The sequence below is a fragment of the Bacillus sp. FSL E2-8868 genome, from assembly GCF_038005505.1.
Classification (GTDB): domain Bacteria; phylum Bacillota; class Bacilli; order Bacillales; family Bacillaceae_G; genus Bacillus_A; species Bacillus_A mycoides.
The window spans coordinates 1880438-1903766 of sequence record NZ_JBBOTI010000002.1 but is presented as its reverse complement, the minus strand read 5'-3'; the positions used below and the strand labels follow the sequence as shown (position 1 = coordinate 1903766).

At 35.6% G+C, this 23329-nt stretch carries 20 protein-coding genes; 12 read left to right on the top strand and 8 right to left on the bottom strand.

Annotation, left to right across the window (positions count from 1 at the left end):
* Window positions 1-94: 94 nt before the first annotated feature.
* Window positions 95-523, bottom strand: a complete 429-nt coding sequence (locus NSS74_RS20720; protein WP_080019354.1) for a TlpA disulfide reductase family protein — start codon at window positions 521-523, stop codon at window positions 95-97.
* 495 nt (window positions 524-1018) lie between these two features.
* On the opposite strand from NSS74_RS20720, the gene NSS74_RS20715 reads away from it, so the two are divergent.
* Entirely contained in the window at window positions 1019-1306 is a 288-nt protein-coding gene (locus tag NSS74_RS20715) for an ArsR/SmtB family transcription factor (protein WP_001075217.1), read from the top strand.
* Window positions 1307-1513: 207 nt separating this feature from the next.
* Window positions 1514-1693: an acid-soluble spore protein H gene (locus NSS74_RS20710; RefSeq protein ID WP_002010492.1), complete on the top strand. Its 180-nt coding sequence runs from the start codon at window positions 1514-1516 to the stop codon at window positions 1691-1693.
* A gap of 42 nt (window positions 1694-1735) precedes the next feature.
* On the opposite strand, the gene NSS74_RS20705 is transcribed toward NSS74_RS20710, so the two are convergent.
* Both NSS74_RS20705 and NSS74_RS20700 read right to left on the bottom strand, forming a co-directional pair.
* A complete protein-coding gene (locus NSS74_RS20705) occupies window positions 1736-3085 on the bottom strand; it encodes a peptide MFS transporter (protein ID WP_002140345.1) in 1350 nt (449 codons plus the stop codon).
* 380 nt (window positions 3086-3465) lie between these two features.
* The gene (locus NSS74_RS20700) at window positions 3466-4434 is read right to left on the bottom strand and encodes an ABC transporter substrate-binding protein (protein WP_002140346.1); all 969 of its coding nucleotides are present in this window, start codon (window positions 4432-4434) and stop codon (window positions 3466-3468) included.
* 172 nt (window positions 4435-4606) lie between these two features.
* Here NSS74_RS20700 and NSS74_RS20695 point away from each other — a divergent pair, with 172 nt between their 5' ends.
* The 3 genes from NSS74_RS20695 to NSS74_RS20685 are packed head-to-tail and all read left to right on the top strand — an operon-like array spanning window position 4607 to window position 7500.
* Window positions 4607-5611, top strand: coding sequence for a FecCD family ABC transporter permease (locus NSS74_RS20695; RefSeq protein WP_002010489.1), 1005 nt, complete (start codon window positions 4607-4609; stop codon window positions 5609-5611).
* Window positions 5608-6666 (top strand): FecCD family ABC transporter permease, encoded by a 1059-nt coding sequence (locus NSS74_RS20690; protein ID WP_002140347.1) that lies wholly within the window; start codon window positions 5608-5610, stop codon window positions 6664-6666. The genes NSS74_RS20695 and NSS74_RS20690 overlap by 4 nt, the downstream gene beginning before the upstream one ends.
* A gap of 12 nt (window positions 6667-6678) precedes the next feature.
* Window positions 6679-7500 carry an ABC transporter ATP-binding protein gene (locus tag NSS74_RS20685; RefSeq protein WP_002140348.1) on the top strand — a complete coding sequence of 274 codons (822 nt, stop codon included), beginning with the start codon at window positions 6679-6681 and terminating at the stop codon, window positions 7498-7500.
* 184 nt (window positions 7501-7684) lie between these two features.
* Here NSS74_RS20685 and NSS74_RS20680 read toward each other — a convergent pair whose 3' ends face one another.
* Complete coding sequence (locus NSS74_RS20680) at window positions 7685-8416, bottom strand: class I SAM-dependent methyltransferase (RefSeq protein WP_340814191.1); 732 nt, start codon at window positions 8414-8416, stop codon at window positions 7685-7687.
* Window positions 8417-8628: 212 nt separating this feature from the next.
* On the opposite strand from NSS74_RS20680, the gene NSS74_RS20675 reads away from it, so the two are divergent.
* Genes NSS74_RS20675 through NSS74_RS20665 form a run of 3 tightly spaced genes read left to right on the top strand, consistent with a single transcriptional unit; the run spans window position 8629 to window position 11312 of the window.
* Window positions 8629-9819 (top strand): glycine C-acetyltransferase, encoded by a 1191-nt coding sequence (locus tag NSS74_RS20675; protein ID WP_000095918.1) that lies wholly within the window; start codon window positions 8629-8631, stop codon window positions 9817-9819.
* A gap of 44 nt (window positions 9820-9863) precedes the next feature.
* A complete protein-coding gene (locus NSS74_RS20670) occupies window positions 9864-10829 on the top strand; it encodes an L-threonine 3-dehydrogenase (RefSeq protein WP_012260299.1) in 966 nt (321 codons plus the stop codon).
* 60 nt (window positions 10830-10889) lie between these two features.
* Window positions 10890-11312 (top strand): NUDIX hydrolase, encoded by a 423-nt coding sequence (locus tag NSS74_RS20665; RefSeq protein WP_002140352.1) that lies wholly within the window; start codon window positions 10890-10892, stop codon window positions 11310-11312.
* A 38-nt stretch (window positions 11313-11350) separates the two neighbouring features.
* Here the strand turns inward: NSS74_RS20665 and NSS74_RS20660 are convergent, their stop codons facing one another.
* From NSS74_RS20660 to NSS74_RS20650, 3 genes are all read right to left on the bottom strand, one after another.
* Entirely contained in the window at window positions 11351-13234 is a 1884-nt protein-coding gene (locus tag NSS74_RS20660) for a vWA domain-containing protein (RefSeq protein ID WP_002140353.1), read from the bottom strand.
* A 3-nt stretch (window positions 13235-13237) separates the two neighbouring features.
* Window positions 13238-14131: an ATP-binding protein gene (locus NSS74_RS20655; RefSeq protein ID WP_012260300.1), complete on the bottom strand. Its 894-nt coding sequence runs from the start codon at window positions 14129-14131 to the stop codon at window positions 13238-13240.
* 127 nt (window positions 14132-14258) lie between these two features.
* A complete protein-coding gene (locus NSS74_RS20650) occupies window positions 14259-15788 on the bottom strand; it encodes a cardiolipin synthase (protein ID WP_002169170.1) in 1530 nt (509 codons plus the stop codon).
* A 380-nt stretch (window positions 15789-16168) separates the two neighbouring features.
* Here NSS74_RS20650 and NSS74_RS20645 point away from each other — a divergent pair, with 380 nt between their 5' ends.
* Window positions 16169-16495, top strand: a complete 327-nt coding sequence (locus NSS74_RS20645) for a hypothetical protein (protein ID WP_012260301.1) — start codon at window positions 16169-16171, stop codon at window positions 16493-16495.
* A gap of 823 nt (window positions 16496-17318) precedes the next feature.
* Window positions 17319-19022 carry a putative bifunctional diguanylate cyclase/phosphodiesterase gene (locus NSS74_RS20640; RefSeq protein ID WP_002010499.1) on the top strand — a complete coding sequence of 568 codons (1704 nt, stop codon included), beginning with the start codon at window positions 17319-17321 and terminating at the stop codon, window positions 19020-19022.
* A gap of 31 nt (window positions 19023-19053) precedes the next feature.
* Here NSS74_RS20640 and NSS74_RS20635 read toward each other — a convergent pair whose 3' ends face one another.
* Window positions 19054-20451: an amino acid permease gene (locus tag NSS74_RS20635; protein ID WP_002010500.1), complete on the bottom strand. Its 1398-nt coding sequence runs from the start codon at window positions 20449-20451 to the stop codon at window positions 19054-19056.
* A 438-nt stretch (window positions 20452-20889) separates the two neighbouring features.
* Between NSS74_RS20635 and treR the strand changes: the two genes are divergently transcribed.
* Together treR and treP are read left to right on the top strand one after the other, a co-directional pair.
* Complete coding sequence (gene treR / locus NSS74_RS20630; protein ID WP_002029746.1) at window positions 20890-21600, top strand: trehalose operon repressor; 711 nt, start codon at window positions 20890-20892, stop codon at window positions 21598-21600.
* Between the two features lie 289 nt (window positions 21601-21889).
* Entirely contained in the window at window positions 21890-23317 is a 1428-nt protein-coding gene (gene treP / locus NSS74_RS20625; RefSeq protein ID WP_002010521.1) for a PTS system trehalose-specific EIIBC component, read from the top strand.
* Window positions 23318-23329 lie beyond the last annotated feature (12 nt).

The following is a 23329-nucleotide window of genomic DNA, read 5'->3' as shown; positions in this document are numbered from 1 at the left end:
GTGAAAAAGTATAATTATTCCATAATAGTATTAAAAGTAACATTTTGTTCATAAAGTAGACAAAAAGCGTAATCAAATTGATTTGATTACGCTTCTATAAATTATTTACATATTCTTTCATTTTTTCATATGTCATTGGTCCTACATGCTTATATTGAATGACACCGTTTGTATCGATGACAAAAGATGTTGGAATGCTGATGATTTGATATGTGGCACTTGCCTGGCCTTTCTGATCTAATAGGACGGGGAAGGTATATTTGTTTTCTTCAAGAAATTGTTTTACATTATTCGGGTCTTTTTCAGTAGCTGTCGCATTTACAGCAACAATTTCAATCCCCATATCTTTAGTATCGTGATAAAACTTTTCCATATCAGGCATTTCTATTTTGCATGGACCACACCAGCTTGCCCAAAAATTCAATATTACTTTTTTTCCTTTATAGTCTGTAAGACGAACTTCTTGACCAGTGGTTGTTTCCAGAAGGAAATCGAGGGCAACATTGCCAACTTCAGTTCCAATGGGGATGTTTGATTTTGAAGCTATATCTTCTTTTTTGTATAGGAAGTGATTGATAATGGTCCAACCAACCGCAATGCTAATTAACGCAAAAATAAACCATTTTTTAATATTACATCATCCTCCTTACTTAAATTTCCTTTTTATCGTAACAAAGTGGTTAAATATGGTCAAATTACTTTACGATAGGTTATCAATTATGGACGATATTTTACAATATCATTACTGTACATTTCAGTAAGGTGAAAATATAACAAAAAGCCTGATAAAACAACGTTTGTAAGCAAAGTATTGCTAGCCCTTTGTTTTGCTTTTTTATTGTATCATATAGTATAATATTCAAAATCAGGTGGGATTTTTTCTTGAACTGTGTGCTGATAAAAGTCGGAAAATTTTCTCAGCATTATAGGTTGATAAAGTTATGTCGTAACAGGAAATATAAGAACAGATATATAAATAAATAAAGAGAAAATAAAAAATGAAAATGAGGGGAATTTTATGAACCAAAACCAATTTGACTGTCGTATTTCAGAAGAAGACGTACAGATGTTAAGAGCATTAGCTCATCCACTTCGTCTACGTTTAGTAATGGAACTGATGCAGCGTGGAACATGTAATGTAACACAATTACAAGAGGTATTAGAAATTCCGCAATCAACTGTTTCGCAGCATTTAACGAAATTAAAACAAAATAAAGTAGTACGCTTTGAGAGACGCGGGTTAGAAGTGTACTATCAAATTCATAACGATAAAGTAAGTGAAGTAGTAAAAACATTATTTTCTTAATTTTTGAATATTATGGAAAGAAGACGTGTGAAATATACGTCTTTTTTTATTTGGAAAGAATCTAATAATAGGAAGATTTGAGAGCGTATATATTAGCGTGTTAGAAAGAAACAAACTATCGGTTGAAGTGCTAAATTGACGGAATATATTCTGAAGGGATATGAAAAGATAGAAAGGAGTGTTGTAAGCCAAAGGAGGAATAATATAATGGATGTAAAACGTGTGAAACAGATATTATCTTCTTCAAGTAGAATTGATGTTACATACGAGGGAGTCCCCGTATGGATTGAGAGCTGTGATGAGCAGAAGGGTAGTGCTCAAGTGTATGACGTATCCAACCCAGGAGAGAGCGTTCACGTGGATGTGACGGCTTTAGAAGAGATGTAATAGAAAAGACGCTTCTAATTGTAGAAGCGTCTTTTTTATTTACTATTCCATCATATGTGCAATTTTCTTAGAGAACATAAGAAGTACTAATCCTAGCACGATTACGATAACACCGATGCTTGCGAATACTTCTAAATATCCTAAAGATTGAGTGAAAGCAGCTAATTGTCCTGCTAATAAGTTTGCAAAGCCAGTACCAGCTAACCATACACCCATTAATAAAGATGCTAATTTAAGAGGTGCGATTGCACTTACCATAGATAATCCGATTGGTGATAAGAATAATTCACCGATTGTGTGGAACATGTAAGTGAATACAATGAATAGTAAGTTTGCTTTCATTGTAATGTTACCTTCATCGCTACCAGTTTTTAGAACAGCTAAAGTTAAAACTAAGTATCCGATTCCTAGTAAAATCATACCAAAAGCCATTTTTGTAGGGATTTTCAAATCACCATTTTTTGTTTTTGAAAGTTTAATCCATAATGCAGAAACTGGTAATGCTAGTAAGATAATGAATAGTGGGTTTACAGATTGGAACCAAGGTGTTGGAATTGTAAATCCACCAATTGTACGATCCACGAACTTATCTGTGTAAAGTGTTAAAGAACTACCAGCTTGTTCAAATCCTGCCCAGAAGAATACAACGAAACAAGTTAAAATTAAAATTGCAGTTGTACGCTTTTTCTCTTGTGTTGTTAAAGGTTTTTTCTCAATAGGTTTTGCATTTTGTTCTTTAGATTTTTTACCGACAACAGTTGTTCCAGCTGATCCTAAGTAACGAGGTGCTAATAAGTTAAATGCAATCTGTCCAATGATCATACCGATACAAGCTGTTAAGAAACCGTATCTATAATCTGTGAAATAACCGCAAATGAATGGAGCGATAAGAGCTCCTAAGTTAATTCCCATATAGAAGATAGTGAAGGCACTATCACGACGAGAATCGTTGTCGCTATATAATTGACCTAATAAAGTCGAAATATTTGGTTTGAAGAATCCGTTACCGATAACTAATAATCCTAATCCTAAAAATAGTCCAGTTTTCGTGTTCATTGAAAATAGTACGAAGTTACCAAGTGCCATAATGATACCGCCGATGGTAATGGCGTGTCGTTTCGTAATGAAATGGTCAGTTAGCCAACCACCAATAATAGGTGTGAAGTATACTAACATTGTGAAAATACCGTAAATCTGTACAGCAACTGCTTTATCAAAGCCTAAACCGCCACTTACTAAGCTCGTTGTTAAATAAAGAACTAATAAGCCACGCATTCCGTAATAACTAAATCTTTCCCATGCCTCTGTAAAGAACAACAAATATAATCCTGGTGGATGTTTTTTTGGTGATTGTTGCTCTCCAGCTTTGTCTAATTTTAAAGCTGCATCCATGTTTGTTTCCCCCTAATCCTGTATAACGGATATTTATGTAATTATTTTAATTCACAAAATATTTAGAAGTCAATAGAATTATATGGAAATAGCAAGAAAATTTATGAAAAAATCTATTTTTCTTCAACCGTTATTATATTTTCCCCTGAAAACAAGATAATAAGCGTTTTCAAATGTAGTAATTGAATTCTAAAATAAAGTAAAATAGTGATAAATCAGAAAATTTAGATTAGAATATTTATTCTGATATAGAGAAAATATACTATATTTACTTTTATAATATAACATATCGGGAATAAAAATACAAAATGAAATAATGTGACACTTCAGTGAAATGAAAAAAAACAGCTCCATAAAAGAGGGAGCTGGTTAGAATGAAATTATTTAACAAAGCGTTTTTCAATGTCGTCTAGTAGTAAGTTAGCAGCCATTACACCGCCAGCTGTATTCCAAATAACGTCGTCAACTTTGTATGCTTTTCCGTTCTTTACTGCATTTAGGTTTTTAAAGAGAGGATCGTTTATATATTCTTTTTCTAGTTCAGAACCTTTTTTCTCATTGCCTTTATCGAATGTGAAGTAGAATAATACATCGCCATCCATTGCCGAAATACGCTCTTTAGATACGTTACGTTCTGCGAAATCATCTTTGTTTTGATCTCCAGGACGTTTAAATCCAAGTTCTTTTAAAATAACACCAGAGAATGTATCGCCATGATAAATACGAACATCACCAGGCATAAAACGTACCATAGAAATTTCTTGATTTACTTTATCGCCAAGTTGGCCTTTCAAATCTTTCATACGTTTTTCGTAATTAGCTAAAACCTTTTGACCTTCTTTTTCTTTATTTAAAGCCTTTGCATAAAATGTGAAGTTATCTTTCCATTCACCGCGTAATGTTTCAGAGAACACAGTAGGTGCGATTGCTTTTAGTTGCTCGTACACTTTTTCGTGACGCATTTTGTTACCGATAATTAAGTCTGGTTTTAAAGAAGCAATCGTTTCAACGTTAACTTGTCCTTCGTCGCCAACAACTTTTACATCTTTCATTTTGTCCTTAATATGTGGATACCACGGATCACCAGTCCAAGACTTTACAGCACCAACGGGTTTCACACCTAATTCAAGTAAAGCTTCAGTTCCTTCATTCGTTAAAATAACTACACGTTTTGGATTAGCAGGAACCTCTGTTTTACCCATTGCGTGTTCAACGGTAATCATTTCTTTTTTATTATCTTCTTTTGTTGATTCTTCTTTGTTATTTGATTTTCCACAAGCACTTAAAAGAAGTGAAAAAGCTAGTAGAAATATAAATACTGTAAACGATTTCTTTTGCATGAAATTCATTATGTACCCCCTACATGTTGAGAATATTTTTCAATAGCAAGCATGATATTAAGCCTTTATCTTTTGATTGTCAATATATATTACTGAAAATAGTTCTCATTATCGTTGACAATGAGAATTAAGTTGAAATACACTTACAACGTATCATTATACATTGAAGGGGAAACGCTGCATGTTATTAAAAACAAATCAAGCAAAATGGATTGGATTATTTGTTGGAATCGTTGCAGTCGTTATTTGTATTTGGGGAAGTATTATTTTCGGATATACAAATACGAGCTGGAAATTAGCTTTAGATGCTTTTTTCCATTTTAATGGTTCAAATGAGCATATTATTATTCAAAATGTGCGTCTACCAAGGGCGTTAATTGCAGCAAGTGTTGGTGCTAGTTTAGCCATTGCGGGTTGTTTAATGCAAACTTTAACAAAGAATCCGCTTGCTTCTCCAGATTTTATTGGATTAAATTCAGGCGCTGCGTTCTTTATAGTTGTAGCAATTGTACTCTTTTCCGTGACATCATTATCAGCTTTCACATGGATTGCCTTTTTAGGAGCGGCAGTTGCAGCAGTACTTGTATTTGCCTCTAGTTCTTTAGGAAAAGAAGGGACAACGCCTCTTAAGTTAACATTAGCAGGTGTAGCGATAAGCGCTTTATTTTCATCATTAACACAAGGGTTACTTGTTTTAAATGAAAAAGCATTTGAAGAAGTGTTATTTTGGCTTGCCGGATCTGTGCAAGGAAGAAAGTTAGAGATTTTACAATCTGTATTCCCGTATTTATTAATAGGCTGGATTGCATCTTTTATGATGGCAGGAAAAGTAAATACATTAATGATGGGGGAAGACGTTGCAAAAGGACTTGGACAACGAACAATTTTAATGAAATCATTCGTACTACTTATTATTGTACTGTTGTCTGGTGGTTCAGTTGCGGTTGCTGGTCCAATTGGATTTATTGGCATCGTTACTCCTCATTTCGCAAGAGCTCTTGTTGGGGTAGATCACAGATGGAGAGTACCCTATAGCGGATTGTTAGGTGCAATACTATTAATCTTGGCTGATATAGCAGCAAGATATGTCATTATGCCACAAGAAGTACCAGTAGGGGTTATGACAGCATTTATCGGGGCCCCATTCTTTATTTATATTGCACGTAAGAGAGGGCTTAGCAAATGAAGAAGTATATTCCGTTTCGTATTGGAAAAGGCGAGCTCTCGTTTTTAATGTATAAACGAGCTTGTCTCGTCTTATTGAGTTTACTAGTTGTTTTAATAGGATTATTTTTTGCGAGTGCAGGTATGGGGGATATGAAAATTGCTCCTTATGACGTATGGCAAGCGATTACTGGAAATGGTGATGCGATGTCAAATATGGTTGTAAATAAATTTCGTATGCCGCGTATTTTAATTGCTATCCTCGTAGGAATTGCGCTTGCGGTAGCGGGCTGTATTTTACAAGGGCTCGTTCGAAACCCGCTTGCTTCTCCTGATATCATCGGAATTACGGGCGGGGCAAGTGTTGCAGTTGTACTCTTTTTAGCTATATTTAGTGATAAAAACAATGCGTTAACAGTAAGCATTCATTATATGCCGCTAGCAGCTTTTGCTGGGGCAACAATTGTAGCGTTTTTTGTATATTTATTTGCCTGGAAAAATGATGGATTATCACCGATTAGTCTTGTTTTAATTGGTGTTGGATTTTGGGCATTAACGAAAGCAGCAACAACTTTATTTATGTTGTTAGCGCCAATTTATCAAGCAAGTCAAGCGAATGTATGGATCACAGGTACTGTTTACGGTTCTTCATGGCAAAATGTTATGGTACTTGCGCCGTGGGTTCTCATTTTAACGACAATATCATTTATCGCTGCGAGACATTTAAATGCACAAGAACTAGGAGATGATATAGCAGTGGGACTTGGTGTTCCTTTAACGAAGTCGCGTGTATTTATGTTGTTACTTAGTACAGCTTTAATTGGCGGGGCAGTTGCCTTTGCAGGAGGAATTGGATTTGTTGGTTTAATGGCACCTCATATTTCGCGAAGATTAGTTGGCTCTTTCTACGGTGCATTGCTCCCAGTTGCGGCGATTATCGGTGCAATTCTAGTACTCGCTGCAGATTTAATTGGGCGTACAGTTTTCGCACCACTTGAAATTCCAGCAGGGGTATTTACATCAGCAATTGGTGCACCTTATTTTATTTATTTACTTTATAAAAGTCGGAATTCATAAAGGGAGATGAATATGCAAAAAGCATTGGAGACGAAACGCTTGACGCTGTCGTATGGTGAAACGATTATTATTGATGAGCTGAATTTAGAAATTCCAAAAGGGGAAATTACAATCTTCATCGGTTCTAACGGTTGTGGGAAATCAACTTTATTACGTTCACTAGCTAGATTATTAAAGCCAACAACCGGTGACATTTTGTTAGATAATCAAGCAATTCAAAGTATGCAAACGAAGCAAATTGCTCGCCAAATGGCAATTTTACCGCAAGGGCCACAAGCTCCAGAAGGACTTACAGTATTGCAACTTGTAAAGCAAGGACGTTATCCATATCAAACATGGCTGAAGCAATGGTCCGAAAAAGATGAGGAAATGGTACAAAAAGCGCTTGCTGCAACGGGTATGACAGAATTTGCTGAGCGTGATGTTCATGCCCTTTCAGGTGGACAACGTCAACGTGCTTGGATTGCAATGACCCTTGCACAAGATACAGATATTATTTTGCTTGATGAGCCGACTACATATTTAGATATGACGCACCAAATTGAAGTGTTAGATTTATTATTCGAATTAAATGAAACAGAGCAAAGAACGATTGTTATGGTATTGCACGATTTAAATTTGGCATGTCGTTATGCAGACAACATTGTAGCTATTCAAGATAAACAAATATATGCGCAAGGTAAACCAGAAGAAGTTATTGACCAGAAGTTAGTTCGGGATGTATTCCGTATGGAGTGTCAAATAAGCGCTGATCCGTTATTTGGGACACCGCTCTGTATCCCGCATGGAAGAGGAAGACGTGTATTTAAAGAGGCTGTTCAGACGATGAGATAACGAAAAAAGACGATGAGGATTCATCGTCTTTTTTACCCCGCTATTTGTGGGCAGTAAGATCCCCATCTCAAAATTCAGCGAAAGCAAAGAAGCTGGTTGGGGGATCAACTGCCCGTAAAAGCCCGATTGGTGCGGGCTAATAATCAGTGGGGGATGAACATCCCCCACTGATTAAAGTTTCACTTTATTTTCGGCAAGAAAATAATAGAAAAAGGGGAATACGTAAACGTCGTTCATATTCTTTTTCATCTTGAAAACAGTTTCGATTTGGTGTAGCTTCTTTTAAGCTTGTAATCGTAAATCCGGCTTGTTGTAATAATGTAAAATATTCTTCCGTAGTCCGGTGATATTTAATAACTTCTTGATCAATCCATGGCTCAACTCGTTTTCCTGTTTCGAAATAATCATCGACGAGCCAACTAGTTCTTTTACCACTCGTTTGCAAGCTTTCAAATGAAGAGGTAATAACGGGATGTTGAACGCTAAAGGTGAAGGTTCCGTTGGTTTTTAAAGTTTGAAACACATTTTGAAAAATGATATCAAGGTGTTCAATATAATGTAAGGCGAGTCTAGATGTTACTAAATCAAAAGTAGAAGGAGGGTATGTGTAGTCTTTGAGGTTTAAAAAATGAACGGTGCCATTTTTATTTTCTAGTTGTTTTTTAGCTTTTTCATACATAAGCTCGGAGCCTTCAATACCAGTGTAAGAGTGGCATCCATGTTCTAATAATTCTTCGCCGAATTTAGCATCACCACAACCTAAATCGAGGATTTGTTTTCCTGTTACATTGCCAATGAGCTGAAAGAATGCTGGTTTTTCAAGGGATTCGTTTGGACTATTTTCTCGATATCTTCGCTGCATATATTGCTCTAAAAACGATTCGTTATTATATACATCAGATTCAGTAAATGCCATTTTAAAAGCCTCCTAAATATTTTTTTAATTCTATCAAATATAAAAAGTAAATGATAGATTTCTTGTAATGAATCATATATAATCTAAAAATGTAAGCGGTTTCTTTAAACTATTTTTCTATAATAAATTCTGAAAACGTGTTAAGCTAGTAGAGGGATTATTAGAACTATTAAGATAATAATCCGCTTACATGAACGATGGGAGGCTTCACGATGTCTAGTAAAACACTTGCAAACTTTTTAGAAGAAAATTTAGAGGATTTAAAATCAAAGGGGCTTTATAACGTAATTGATCCGCTTGAAAGTCCAAATGGACCGATTATTACAATTGGCGGAAAAGAATATATCAACTTATCTTCAAACAACTATCTTGGATTAGCGACTGATAATCGCTTACAAGAAGCAGCAATTGGTGCAATTCATAAGTACGGCGTTGGAGCAGGAGCTGTTCGTACAATTAACGGTACTTTAGATTTGCATATTAAATTAGAAGAAACAATTGCAAAGTTTAAACATACAGAAGCAGCAATTGCTTATCAATCAGGATTTAACTGTAATATGGCAGCGATTTCAGCTGTTATGGATAAAAATGATGCGATTCTTTCAGATGAATTAAACCATGCATCTATTATTGATGGTAGTCGTCTATCAAGAGCGAAAATCATCGTTTATAAGCATTCTGATATGGAAGATTTACGCAAAAAAGCAATCGAGGCAAAAGAATCAGGTCTTTATAATAAATTAATGGTTATTACAGACGGTGTTTTCTCAATGGATGGAGATATTGCAAAATTACCAGAGATTGTTGAAATTGCAGAAGAGCTGGATTTAATGACATATGTAGATGATGCACACGGTTCAGGTGTACTTGGCAAAGGTGCAGGTACTGTAAAACATTTCGGCCTTTCTGATAAAGTTGATTTCCAAATTGGTACATTATCAAAAGCAATTGGGGTAATTGGTGGATATGTAGCTGGGAAACAAAACTTAATCGATTGGTTAAAAGTGCGTTCACGTCCATTCTTATTCTCAACAGCTTTAACACCAGCTGATGCAGCTGCTTGTATGAGATCAATTGAAATTCTAATGGAAAGCACAGAGTTACACGATCGTTTATGGGAAAATGGTCGCTATTTAAAACAAGGGTTAAAAGAACTTGGCTTTAACATTGGAGAAAGTGAAACACCAATTACACCTTGTATTATTGGTGATGAAGTATTAACACAAGAATTTAGTAAACGTCTAAATGAAGAAGGCGTATACGCAAAATCTATCGTATTCCCAACCGTAGCAAAAGGAATGGGACGCGTTCGTAATATGCCTACAGCAGCTCATACGAAAGAAATGCTAGATGAAGCAATTCGTAAGTATGAAAAAGTAGGGAAAGAAATGGGTATCATTTAATTAACGACATCTTTTGAATAGCTTGCAAATGGGGAGTGGGAAAAATGAAAAAAATTCTAGTAACCGGTTCTTTAGGGCAAATTGGTTCTGAACTAGTAATGAAACTTCGTGATGTATACGGCGCATCAAATGTTATTGCAACAGATATTCGTGAAACAGACAGTGAAGTAGTAACGTCTGGTCCATTTGAAACGTTAGATGTAACGGATGGACAAAAATTACATGATATTGCAAAGCGTAATGAAGTAGATACAATTATTCATTTAGCGGCTTTACTTTCAGCAACTGCAGAAAAAAATCCGTTATTTGCTTGGAATTTAAATATGGGTGGACTTGTAAATGCATTAGAAGCAGCACGTGAATTAAACTGTAAGTTTTTCACGCCAAGTTCTATCGGTGCATTTGGTCCATCAACGCCAAAAGATAATACACCACAAGATACAATTCAGCGTCCTACTACGATGTATGGGGTAAACAAAGTAGCAGGAGAATTATTATGTGATTATTATCATCAAAAGTTTGGCGTTGATACGCGCGGTGTACGTTTCCCTGGCTTAATTTCTTACGTAGCTCCTCCAGGAGGCGGAACAACTGACTATGCAGTTGAAATTTATTATGAGGCGATTAAAAAAGGTACATACACCTCATACATTGCAGAAGGAACATACATGGACATGATGTATATGCCAGATGCTTTACAAGCAATCATCTCATTAATGGAAGCTGATCCAAATAAACTAGTTCATAGAAATGCGTTTAACATTACAGCAATGAGCTTTGAACCAGAGCAAATTGCAGAATCAATCCGTAAACACATTCCGAACTTTACAATGGATTACGCAGTAGATCCAGCTCGTCAAACAATCGCTGATAGCTGGCCGAACTCTATTGATGCAACAGCAGCAATGAAAGAGTGGGGCTTTAAGGCAGAATATGATTTAGACAGAATGACAACTGATATGCTGGCTAAGTTAAAAAAAAAGCTCGCATCTGAGTTAGTAATGAATTAATAAGAAGAGCCGATTCTTAGGAATTGGCTCTTAATTATTTTAGGAAGGGAGAAAAGCAACATGCAAAGAGTTGATGTCGTATATGCATTAATACACGATAGCGAAAAAGATAAAATATTAATGGTACATAATATAGAACAAAACGTTTGGTCATTGCCAGGCGGGGCTGTTGAAAAAGGTGAAATATTAGAGGAAGCACTAGTAAGAGAAGTGAAAGAAGAGACAGGTTTAACTGCTGCGGCAGGTGGACTTGTTGCGATCAATGAAAAATTCTTTGAAGAACCAGGGAATCATGCGTTATTTTTTACATTCCGAGCAAATGTTGTAACAGGTGAACTTGGTGCAGAAGATGAAGAAGAAATTTCCGCAATCGAGTGGGTGGATCGGACAATCGCAAATGAACGATTCCCATTCTACGAGGGGGGATTTGAAGCATTGTTAGAAGTAGCCATTCCATATAAATTTCAACCAGAAACACAGTGAGTGAACGAAAAAACAGGAGCCTCGGGGCTCCTGTTTTTCTATTCAATCGTCTTCAGTAATAGTTTCTTCAACAATGGTTTAATCTTCAGGCGTAAATCTTCAGCATGATTTGCAACTAAGAAGTGATGGTTATAAATGTTTTTCATTAGTTGATAAGTCGCTTCTTTCGCTTCGCCTTCTTCGATAAAGATGCCGATGACTTCCATACCACTTTTACGAGCAAGTTTGACTGCTTCGTGCGTATCTAAAATTCCGTCTTGTTGATAGTCTAGTGCAGAAGGTTCACCGTCTGTAAAGACAAGTAAGAATTTATGTTTTTCTGGTCTTTTCGCAAGCTTTTCGGAAACGATACGAATAATATACCCGTCGCGGTTATCTTCTTCTTCGCGAAGTTGCATAATTTCTGGACCGACGTTTGGTAACGTTGAGTTTTTATACGTAACAACTTCATGGATAACGTTCGGTTTATCTTCAGGTTTAGCACTAGAAGCATCTTCCCAAAATCCACTAATAGCGTGCGGGATTTTTAAAGATTTTAAAGCTTCATGGAATAGGACCACACTCTTCTTCGTTTCTTCCATTTTGTTATACATAGAACCAGAGCAGTCCACTAATAGTTGGAATGCAACGTCGAGCTCTTGTGATTCTTGTCCTTTTTTATAAAACATACGCGGCTGCTTTTCAGTATAAATACGAAGGAATTTATTACGAAGCCTTCCGTAATATTTATCACTGTTTGCATTCGTTTTGTTTTCAATTGTTTTTTCGATAATTTTCTTTAATTCTTTTACATCTTTATTAACGACTGATTTGATAGCTTGGTAATCTTTTTTCTCATCAGGATTTGATTTGCGAGCTTCTTTAAATGTATGAGAAGCTCCCACATTATACTTGCCGTATGCACCGTCGTTTTGGCTAGAAGCATGAGACGCTCTTGCTTCCTCTGTATCAGCACCATCAAAGTTAGATTGTGTACTTTTTTGGGAAGTACCTTGTACAGAACCAAGTGCTTGGTCACCATCTTCTGATTCACGAGCAGTATCACCCATCATATTTGTTTTTGTTCCGCTTTCTAAATCAAAGCGTAAAAAGTTCTCGTTTTCATTGTTTTTATTTTCACGGTGCCATGTCGAGAAGCTTTCATCCATTTTGTTTTTGTTATCATCGTCATCTAGGAGCTGCGTATCATCATTTGCTAATTTTTCAGCGCGACTGTCTTTCTCATCTGCAATCACAGATAAATAAAGCGGTGCATGTCCGAAATAATTATTAAGCATATCACTTTCAAGAAGTCCTTCTAAACGATAGCGAATTTTCTCAACAATATACATAATATCTTCCGTATTACGAGCTTGGAATGTTTCATGCAAAATTGATTCAATTTGCTCGAAATATTCATTATTAAACATTTCATATTTATCACTCGTTAATGAAAGATAGCATAGACAAAATAGACGATCACCGTGATAGTTACGAACACGATTTATTTCATTTTGTGAGCCAAAGTAATTGCGATACATTTCTTTTCGGCGTTTAAAAATATGTTTTGTGCCAGGACGTAAATTTTTGACGATTTCCTCAACACGTAAATCTTCTAATAGAACAAATAATTGTGTTAAAAACTTTTTTAGAGGCGATTCTTGTAACTCAATCGCATAAGAACGAATTAAAGTCATGTCCGAGTAATGTTTATTACCAAGTGCCTTTAAGAACACTTCGCTTTTTAATCCGATTACTGTATCCTCTTCTTTTCGATCATCCCAAAAGTGACTAATGACAACCTTTTTTTCAATTTCGTCGTAGTATGCTTTATAGCCATACTCAAGATAGGCATCGTCTTCTTTTAGAAGAGCATACATTAAGTTTTCCATTTGTAGAAACAGCGACGCATCAATTTTTTTGTCACTAAAAATTTGTCTCATGAATTATCCCTCAAAGAAATAACTTTCTGCTAATTCACGGACAGTCATTTGTTCTGTTTCATCGTTTAATTTTGCGATAATACTACGTTCAATTGCACGCATAACAGGAATATATACACCTAAATCACATGCATCGATAATGCCACGAATACTAGCTGCTTCTTCACTTACGCGCCCATCACGAGCTAAAGGCATAAGATCGCTTGCGAATGCAACGAACTTTTCAATTGTTGCAACATCATTTAATTTTGATTCAGATAGTAATAGTTCTTTTAATGTATCACCTTGAATGTAAGGAACTTCAATAATAACGAAACGGTTTTTTAACGCTTCGTTTAGTTCACTTGTCCCAACATAACCTTCGTTAATCGCAGCAATTACGCGATATTCGTCATCACCGTATACAACTTCTTGTGTAAATGGGTTTGTAATCATTTTACGGTAATCTAACGCACCATGAAGAAGTGGTAACGTTTCAGGTTTTGCCATATTGATTTCATCAATATAAAGGAAATGACCGTTTTTCATTGCCTTCATAAGAGGACCGTTAACGAACGTAACTTCAGATGCGCCGTCTTTTGCTTGTAATGTGTTGTATCCTAAAATACCTTCTACATCTAAGTCGACAGAACAGTTAATGCTATGCATTGGTTTTTGGAATAAAGAAGAAAGAGTTTCCGCTAGTACTGTTTTACCACTACCAGTTGGCCCTTTTAATAGAATGTTTTTACCAAGTAAAAGTGCTGTAATGGCATCTTCAATAATGCTATTATCAGATGCTTTATATATTTTCTTGCCAATTAAATGTGCATTTTCACCAGCTTCTTGTTTATTCTTTTCATGAATTGTAGAAAGCTGCTGTTTTAAATCAGAATGTATATGAAATTGTTCTAACATGTATTTCCCACCTAACATTATTTTCATAAAGTAATACATCTTATGATAACTTGTTTTAATATGGTATGCAAAGAAAAGGAGAAGGGGGAAATATAAAAGAAAAAGCAATCAATATCACATTGATTGCTTATAGTAAAGGAGAAATGAGTCGCATAAAGGACTCTAATATTCGTTTTTTGATACTTCTTTTTTGGAACGAGTTCCATTTAATTTCAGTGGAGTGTTTAAAGTCTTCTTCAAAATCGCGTTTAATATCATGAACGGTTTCTGATTCATATAGTACGCTAATAATTTCATAATTCAATTCAAAGCTACGTACATCCATATTTGCTGTTCCGATTGTTGCAATTTTATCGTCAACGAGTACAATCTTTGCGTGCATAAATCCATCTTTATAACTGTAAATAGAAGCACCAGCTTTTAAAAGTGGAGTGAAGTAGGATTGAGATGCTTGATCGCTAATAATACTATCACTCTTACCAGGATATAAAATGCGTACATCTATGCCAGATATTGCACTTAAGCGTAATAATGTTAAAGTTTCTTGATCCGGAATAAAGTATGGTGTAGCGATCCAAATAGATTTTTTGGCTGAGCCCATAACAGCTAGTAATGTATTACGAATACTTTTATCATCTGAGCTTGGTCCACTTGCTACAATTTGCACCGCACCTTCTGCATCCGGAATTTCTTTTCCTGGGAAGTAGTGTCTATTCATAAATTGATCCCAAGAATAAGTATTTAATCCACTAGACGCATAAAGCCAATCTTCTAGAAAGATGGCTTGTAATTTATACAATGCTTTTCCTTCTATTTTTAAATGACTATCACGCCAAACAGGGAATTTTTTTGAGCGACCAAGATATTCATCACCGACGTTGAGCCCTCCGGTAAAACCAATTTCTCCATCTACAATGACGATTTTACGGTGATTACGATAATTAACTGTCTCGAGTAACCAAGCTGAAAAAATAGGGTCAAATTCGACAATTTCAATTCCAGCTTTTTTCATAGGTTGTAAAAATCGTCGTCTTAACGTATTACTTCCGAGTCCATCATAAAGGAAGCGTACAATAACACCATCTTTTGCTTTTTGTATTAAAGCATCTCGTACTTTTGTACCAATCTCATCAGATTTATAAATATAGTATTGAATATGTATGTGATGTTTTGCATTCTCGATTGCGTTCAAAATTTCTGAAAAGGTTTGATCACCGTTTGTTAAAAGTTTTGTTGTCGTTCTATCTGCGGCAGGCCCGCCTCCGAATTTTTGTAGGACTTCTGTTAAATGTATAGAACGTTCATGTAATGGGACTGTGAGTGATAATTCTAGTCGTCTTCCTTCTAATATTTCGCGGAATAACTTTCTTTGTTCTTCTGAACGATGAAGATGTTTTTTTCTTCTCCAACGGCTACGCCCGAAAATAGAGTATAAAAGTACACCTACAACAGGAAGAAGTGCTAATACTAAAAACCACGCTAAGGTACTTTGGGGTGATCTATTTTCGATAAAAATAACGAATGAAATTCCTACGATTGTGATGGACCATAGAGCACCAACAAACGTATATAACGAAATAACCGATGTATTTAATAGGAAAAGAACGATAGATACGATTGTAAATATTAATAATAATTGAACGATAGGTTTCTTCATTTCTATAAAATTCCTCAAATCTTTCTTAAATATAGACTTCTTATATAAAAGGTGTAATCTGACATTCTTATTATAAAGTGTTTTGTTTTTTTTACAAAATATAGACATTTTCCCCATGCTTTCCGCATTTGTCCTACATACAGTATATTATTACATTTTTATATAGAAAAGGGGATGAATAAAATGTACGATCTTCCATTTGGTGGGTTTGTACATTCTCCATTTTTAGGAGGAGGATTCTTTCCTGGAAGGGGCTTTACTTAGTCCTGCGTTTGGTTATGGCGGATATTGCTATCCATACTATACGGATTATTAACAGTATCCTTACTATTCATACAACACATATTAAAGTAGGGAAATTGAAAAGGAGAGGAAGAGAAATGAACTATATGCTAAATCACGGAGGATATTATCGTAATCATCATGGTGGGGGAGGGCATAATCACCATGGAGGGCATAATCACCATGGAGGACACAATCATTATGATCATCATCATCACGGTGGTGGATGGGGCTGGGGTGGCGGCTCGTGGGGCGGAGGATTTTTCCCAGGAAGTTTTGCTGGAGGCATGTTAGGTGGGCTTACAGCTGGCGCATTAACGGGTGCGGCAGGTGGAGGCTACTATCCAGCACCGTACCCAGTAACATACCCAGCACCATATCCAATGCCATACCCGGGTTATCAGCAAATACCATATCAGTATTAAACTAAAAAAGAGGATATCCTCTTTTTTAGTTTAATAATTTATTTATAAAATATTTCCAAAAACAAGGTGAAAATATGTTAATATTTTATTATTATAATTCAATATGTTAAATGCAAATTTTGGCTTTATCCCGCTATTTGTGGGCAGTAAAACCCCCACCTCAAAATTCAGCTGGAACAAAGAAGTTAGGTGGAAGCCCTGCTACCCGTAAAAGCCCGATTGGTGATCAGTTGGGATGAACAAACCCCCCACTGATTAAAGTTTCACTTTATATTATTATTCGTGAATCGTTGCATTTTGTATATTAATCTCTATTTCATTATGTATCGGCAGTTAGATTTACATCTTAACATTTAATGAAATAAAAGAGGTTAGGTGTGAGGTCGTATTAGTAGGGAGCAGAGGCTAATAGTGATGAAATTGTCACTTTACAAATTCAAAGAATGTAAGAGAATACTGTATAATAAGCTTAGATAAGTAGAGAGATGAGAAGCTTCTACTATAATTAAAACAGCACCATATTGCTTTTTTTTATAAATAATATTATGTTATTTTAATCGGCCTATTTAGAAAAAAATTGTGATTTATCCCGCATTAACGGGCAGTAAGACTCCCACCTCAAAATTCGGTGAATGTGAGGAAGTTAGGTGGGAGATAAAAGCCCGATTGGTGAAGGCTAATAATCAGTGGGGGATGGACAACCCCCCCACTGATTAAAGTTTCATTTTATGTAAAGGCGTATTGTTAGAAAATGAAATATCTCTATTTCTATGAAGAGAAACGAGTTGTGTTTTAGTCAGATAGGAAGCAAGGAGAGGTGCGCATGCTAGAACAAAGAGGTCATGCATTATATGACTCTTCATTGCAAGATTTAAAATTAGCATTAGATGAGTCTTCAATTGTTGCTATTACAGACCGAAATGGTCTTATTACATATGTGAATGATAAATTTTGTAAAATCTCAAAATATAAAAGAGAAGAGTTAATAGGAAAAGATCACCGTATTTTAAATTCCGGATATCATCCGAAAGCATTTTTTCAAATCCTATGGAAGCGTATTTTGAGTGGAAAAGTCTGGACAGGGGAAATTCGAAATCAAGCAAAAGATGGTACGTATTATTGGGTTAAAACAACAATTGTTCCATTTTTAAATGAAAAGGGAGAACCTTATCAATTTATTGCAATTCGAAATGATATAAGTAGTAGGAAAGAAGCAGAACAAAGATTACGATTAAGCGAAAGTCGTTATAGGGAACTTGCTTATCATGATGCGTTAACAAGTTTACCGAACCGTTTACAGTTAATTACGACTGTAAATAAGATGATTGCAGAGAAAATAGAGTTTGGCATGATTTACTTTGATTTAGATCGTTTTAAATTAGTGAATGATACGTTAGGTCATATGATAGGAGATTTACTTTTAAGCGAAGTTGCTTCACGGTTGCATTATGTGCTAGGAGAGAAAGATGTTCTGGCTAGGCTTGGTGGCGACGAATTTGTGCTGTTAACAAAAACTCATACACATGATGAGATGAGGCAGTTAGCGACATCCGTGTTATCATGCTTTCAAGCGCCATTTATGCTTGAAGGTCATGAAGTATATATTTCAGCTAGTCTAGGACTTTGTTCCTATCCGCAAGATGGAAAAGACGTTGAAACGTTATTGAAAAATTCGGATTTAGCCATGTATAGTGCGAAAGAGCAAGGAAGAAATGCGGCGTGCTTCTTTACAGATGAATTACGTGCGAAAATAAACCGTAGAATGAAAATAGAATTTGCTTTGCAAAAAGCGATTCGTGACGAAGAATTAAAAGTGGCATTACAACCCATTATTGATTTGAAAACAAAGAAATGTACTGGTATTGAGGCTTTAGTACGCTGTAAGACAGAAGAAGGTCCTATTTCACCAAGTGAATTTATCCCTGTAGCTGAAGAGTGTGGACTTATTATAAAACTAGGAGACTGGGTACTAGAAAAGTCATGTCGACTGTTTAAAACTTTACCAGATTATCAAGAGGGACTGAAGTTATCTGTTAATTTATCAATACAACAATTGATGCAAAAGCGATTTATTTTATCTGTTCGTAGTATATTGAAGCGAACAGGGTTTCCGCCAAATCGTTTAATATTAGAAATAACAGAAAGTATAGCTGTACGCCATTTTGATTATATTATTGCTACATTACAAGAATTGAGAAGTATGGGAATTTTAATCGCTTTAGACGATTTCGGAACAGGGTATTCCTCATTATATTATTTAAAACAACTACCACTTGATATTGTGAAAATTGATCGTAATTTTATTCGTGAGTTTCATTATGATCATGCACAACCAGAGCGAACGATTGTAAAATCGGTTATTGAAATCGCCCATAGTTTAAATTTATTAGTGGTTGCTGAAGGGGTAGAAACGGTAGAACAAGAAAGTTTATTAAAATCAATGAGTTGCGACTTTGTACAAGGTTTTTATTATGCGAAACCGTTAGATATAGGGGAACTAAAAGAAAAGTTATTAACTGATTTTTAATAAAAAAAGAGAAGCGAAAAGCTTCTCTTTTTTATTGTTTTTTTTGTGAATCTTTCATTAAAACTGGATAAAGAATAAGACCTAATACAAACAAACCAATGCCTAAGAAGAATGTTTTTAAATCAGCAGTTCCCGTTTTAATAACCCATATGGAATATAAAAATGCTAATGCAGTAATGATTCCATCTTTTATTCGAGATCCCGGCATTATATCATACGTTTCCCCCGTAATAACTAATTTTAACTGATACAAGGTAGAAACAAGGTACGGGATTAAATATGCTAATGTCGCTACAACAATAGCGAAATTATATGCTTCTGAAACAGTACCAGAAATCGTTGAGAATAAGAAAATTTGCGTCATCACATTTGTAATAAATAATGATTTTGAAGGACTACCTTTTTTATTTGTTTTACTGAAAAACTTAGGGAAAAGGCCATTTTTAGCAGCCTGGTAAGGTACTTCTGAGCTAACAACGATCCATCCTACAGTAGAGCCGAATAAAGATACGAGTGCAAGTAAGGCCATTATATAAGCACCTTTAGTACCAATTGCTAAATTTAATGCATCTACTAATGGTTTTTGAGACTCTTTTAAAGCGTCTTGTGGAAGAGCGCCCATTGTTAGTAAAGTAATTGCCATGTAAATAAGAAGAGCGATGATTAATCCGAAAATCGTAGCTTTCTTAACATCGTGCTGAGATTTTGCACGGTTAGAGAGCATAACTGCTGACTCAATACCGATAAACGCCCAAAGTGTTGCAATAGCAGCGGAATTTATTTGTCCACCCAACGAAATAGGTTGTCCAGCTTCATTCATAAATGTTTGACCGTCCCCGAAATTAGAGGCATTGAAAATGAATAATGTGATTACAATAAACATTGTAAATCCGATGATTTTAGCGATTGTTGCCAGAAGGTTCATATTTCCGGCTCTATCAATATTTTGAGAAAGAATATATTGAATTCCCCATAGCATCATACTACATACTATGAAGGTTAAAGCTTTTCCAAGTTCTAATGAAAATCCGTTTGTTGAAAAGAGAATTTGCTTACTTTGTAAAACTGGGAAGAATGTTGATAAATATCCTGCAAAGGAAATAATTACAGATGCTGTAGCAGCCCAGTTAGCAGCCCAGTATCCCCAAGCCATACTATATCCTGCAACTTTACCTGTCTTTTGAGAAGTAAACATTGCTTGGGCGTAACTTTGTGGTCCTGCTTTTAATTCTGGTTTACGAATTGCTAAATTTCCAAATACGAGTGCAATCATAAATACACCAAGTCCTGTAATACTCCATGCCAGTGTAGATCCCATTGGACCTGATACGTGTGCTAAATTTGCTGGGAGCATAAATACGCCACCGCCAACCATATTCCCGATAACAAAAGCTGTTAAAATCCATAATCCCCATTTTTTCGTTTCCATTTTTGTTAACTCCTTTGTAGTAAGTTTTGCTTAAACATCATTTTTTACTAGCATTTTTGGCAATAAAAAAAGAGCCATGTAGATAAAAAATACCTACATGGCTCTTTGCCAAAGCGTAGGTACAACGGGAATAACCCTTGTACCTACGCGTAATTTTTCCGCTAGGTTTCAAGGGTTAAGTATGATGATGATGTTTTTGTGCAAATGTAACTACAGTTGTATAAGTAAGCATAGTTCCTTGCTCCCTTTCTCCTCTGATTTTGAAGTTAGTATACTACATGTTTTTTTGAATGAAAAGAAAAATTTATAAAAATACGTTTTAGAGACTAAATATTTACCTATAGTTTTCTTGTACTGGAAAATAAGTGAGAGATTGGCAGAAGAGTATAGCGTGGTATAATATATATAGAACTAGAAGGTGACAAGGGGCTATTGTAGATGATGAGTAAGTATGAACAAATTTATACAGAAATCAGCAAGTCTATTGATAATAAACAATTAAAAGAAGGATGTAAAATCCCATCAGAAACGGAATTAATGAAGCAGTATGAGGCAAGTAGGGGTACTGTAAGAAAAGCTGTAGATTTATTGCAAGAGCGTGGATATGTTCAAAAAATACACGGAAAAGGTGTTTTTGTATTAAAGCGCAAAAACATTGAATTTAACTTTGGTGGTATTGTAAGTTTTCAAGAAGAAAATGAACGTTTAGGACGTCATTGTATTACAGAAGTCGTGGAAATAGAGAAAATGAAAGCGACACAAGATATAGCAAAGCTATTAAACGTGAAAGAAAAAACGGAAATAAATCATATTAAACGTGTACGAAATATTGATGGAGAAAAAGTAATTTTAGATATAAACCATTTTGTATCGGAATATATTCCAGGATTAACGAGAGAAATTGCAACTGCATCGATTTATAAATACATTGAGAAAGAATTAGGGCTACATATTAGCTATTCACAGCGGGTAATTGAAGTGCAACCATGTACAGAGGATGACCGAAAGTATTTGGATTTAAATGGAACAGACTATGTTGTCGTTGTAAAAAACTTTACTCATTTATACGATGGGAGTCAGTTCGAATATACGGAATCACGTCACCGTTTAGATATTTTTCACTTTTCGGATGTGGCGCGAAGAAAATAAAGAGATGGAGCGAAATAATCGTTCCATCTCTTTATTTATCCCGCTATTTGTGGACAGTAAAACTCCCACCTCAAAATTCAGCTGGAGCAAAGAAGTTAGGTGGGAGATCAATTGCCACGCCCGATTGGTGAAGGCTAATAATCAGTGGGGGATGAACAAAACCCCCACTGATTAAAGTTTCACTTTATAAAAAATCATCAACTTATATATACGAGTGTTGACTAACTTATATATACGAGTTAATATGTAAGTGTAAACGGTATCAAAAAAAGAAAAGAGGGACGGGAATATGGGGAAAGACTATCGTAAAACAGCAAAAGAAGTGTTGCAGTATATTGGTGGGAAAGACAATATTGAACAAGCTGCGCACTGTGTAACGAGGCTACGTATCGCTTTAAAAGATGAAAATAAAATAGATAATGATAAATTACAGTCTGTTTCATTAGTAAAGGGAGCGTTTCATAACGCTGGGGTATTTCAAATTGTAATTGGTCCAGGTGATGTCGATCGAGTATACGCTGAATTGATAACGCTTGCAGGTATGGAAGAATCGACAGTAGCTGACGTAAAAGGTTCAGGGGATAAAAAATTAAATCCAGTTCAAAAGTTTGTAAAAGTATTTTCAGATGTATTTATGCCGATTTTGCCAGCAATTATTACGGCAGGTTTACTAATGGGGATTAATAACCTGTTAGGGGCAAAGGACTTATTTTTTGATGGGAAAAATTTATTAGAAGTATATCCGAACTTAGGTGGGCTTTGGGATTTAATTAATATGATGGCCAATACAGCATTCGTATTCTTACCGGCACTTGTTGGTTGGTCAGCAACGAAGCGCTTTGGTGGTAGTCCAATACTAGGGATTGTTATGGGATTAATGCTTGTGCATCCGGCCTTATTAAACGCGTGGGATTATGGAAAAGCAGCGACTGGTTTAGAGGGACAAAAGATTGAGTACTTCGATATTTTAGGGCTATTCCAAATTGAAAAGGTAGGGTATCAAGGTCAAATTTTACCCATTTTAGTAGCAGCATTCGTATTAAGTAAAGTTGAAATCTTCTTAAAGAAACATGTGCCAAACGCAATTCAATTATTAGTTGTACCAATTACAACAATCGTTGTAACGGGTGTGTTAGCGTTAGGAATTATCGGTCCAGTTACACGTCATATTGGCGATTTATTAACGGCTGGATTAGTTGGCGTATATGAAACGGTACCAGTACTTGGAGCAGTATTATTTGGAGCATTATATGCACCGCTCGTAATTACAGGAATGCATCATATGTTTATTGCAATTGATTTACAGCTAATTGCACAGCACGGCGGTACATTTATTTGGCCGATGATTGCTCTTTCTAACATTGCACAAGGTAGTGCGGCACTAGCGATGTTCTGGATTTCTAAAAATCAAAATGATAAAAGTATGGCATCAACATCAGCAATCTCAGCGTACTTCGGTATTACAGAGCCAGCGATGTTCGGTGTGAATTTAAGAAATAAATTCCCGTTCTATGCAGCGATTATTGGGTCTGCTATAGCAGCGATATTTATTACATTAAATGGTGTATTAGCACCAGCAATCGGAATTGGCGGATTGCCAGCATTTATTTCTATCATTCCGAAATCGATTCCAATGTTTATTGTAGGGATGATAATCGCAGTAGTAATTCCATTTACATTAACATGGTTATTTGCGAAACGAGTAAAACAGAAGTAGGAGGAAATTAAG

Excerpts from the sequence above, each read along its gene's own strand:
- NSS74_RS20700 (WP_002140346.1), bottom strand. The coding sequence starts at position 4,434 with ATGAATTTCATGCAAAAGAAATCGTTTACAGTATTTATATTTCTACTA.
- treP (WP_002010521.1), top strand. The coding sequence starts at position 21,890 with ATGGGGAAAGACTATCGTAAAACAGCAAAAGAAGTGTTGCAGTATATT.
- treR (WP_002029746.1), top strand. The coding sequence starts at position 20,890 with ATGATGAGTAAGTATGAACAAATTTATACAGAAATCAGCAAGTCTATT.
- NSS74_RS20685 (WP_002140348.1), top strand. The coding sequence starts at position 6,679 with ATGCAAAAAGCATTGGAGACGAAACGCTTGACGCTGTCGTATGGTGAA.
- NSS74_RS20670 (WP_012260299.1), top strand. The coding sequence starts at position 9,864 with ATGAAAAAAATTCTAGTAACCGGTTCTTTAGGGCAAATTGGTTCTGAA.
- NSS74_RS20710 (WP_002010492.1), top strand. The coding sequence starts at position 1,514 with ATGGATGTAAAACGTGTGAAACAGATATTATCTTCTTCAAGTAGAATT.
- NSS74_RS20660 (WP_002140353.1), bottom strand. The coding sequence starts at position 13,234 with ATGAGACAAATTTTTAGTGACAAAAAAATTGATGCGTCGCTGTTTCTA.
- NSS74_RS20635 (WP_002010500.1), bottom strand. The coding sequence starts at position 20,451 with ATGGAAACGAAAAAATGGGGATTATGGATTTTAACAGCTTTTGTTATC.
- NSS74_RS20655 (WP_012260300.1), bottom strand. The coding sequence starts at position 14,131 with ATGTTAGAACAATTTCATATACATTCTGATTTAAAACAGCAGCTTTCT.
- NSS74_RS20665 (WP_002140352.1), top strand. The coding sequence starts at position 10,890 with ATGCAAAGAGTTGATGTCGTATATGCATTAATACACGATAGCGAAAAA.
- NSS74_RS20695 (WP_002010489.1), top strand. The coding sequence starts at position 4,607 with ATGTTATTAAAAACAAATCAAGCAAAATGGATTGGATTATTTGTTGGA.
- NSS74_RS20680 (WP_340814191.1), bottom strand. The coding sequence starts at position 8,416 with ATGGCATTTACTGAATCTGATGTATATAATAACGAATCGTTTTTAGAG.
- NSS74_RS20705 (WP_002140345.1), bottom strand. The coding sequence starts at position 3,085 with ATGGATGCAGCTTTAAAATTAGACAAAGCTGGAGAGCAACAATCACCA.
- NSS74_RS20675 (WP_000095918.1), top strand. The coding sequence starts at position 8,629 with ATGTCTAGTAAAACACTTGCAAACTTTTTAGAAGAAAATTTAGAGGAT.
- NSS74_RS20715 (WP_001075217.1), top strand. The coding sequence starts at position 1,019 with ATGAACCAAAACCAATTTGACTGTCGTATTTCAGAAGAAGACGTACAG.
- NSS74_RS20650 (WP_002169170.1), bottom strand. The coding sequence starts at position 15,788 with ATGAAGAAACCTATCGTTCAATTATTATTAATATTTACAATCGTATCT.
- NSS74_RS20640 (WP_002010499.1), top strand. The coding sequence starts at position 17,319 with ATGCTAGAACAAAGAGGTCATGCATTATATGACTCTTCATTGCAAGAT.
- NSS74_RS20690 (WP_002140347.1), top strand. The coding sequence starts at position 5,608 with ATGAAGAAGTATATTCCGTTTCGTATTGGAAAAGGCGAGCTCTCGTTT.
- NSS74_RS20645 (WP_012260301.1), top strand. The coding sequence starts at position 16,169 with ATGAACTATATGCTAAATCACGGAGGATATTATCGTAATCATCATGGT.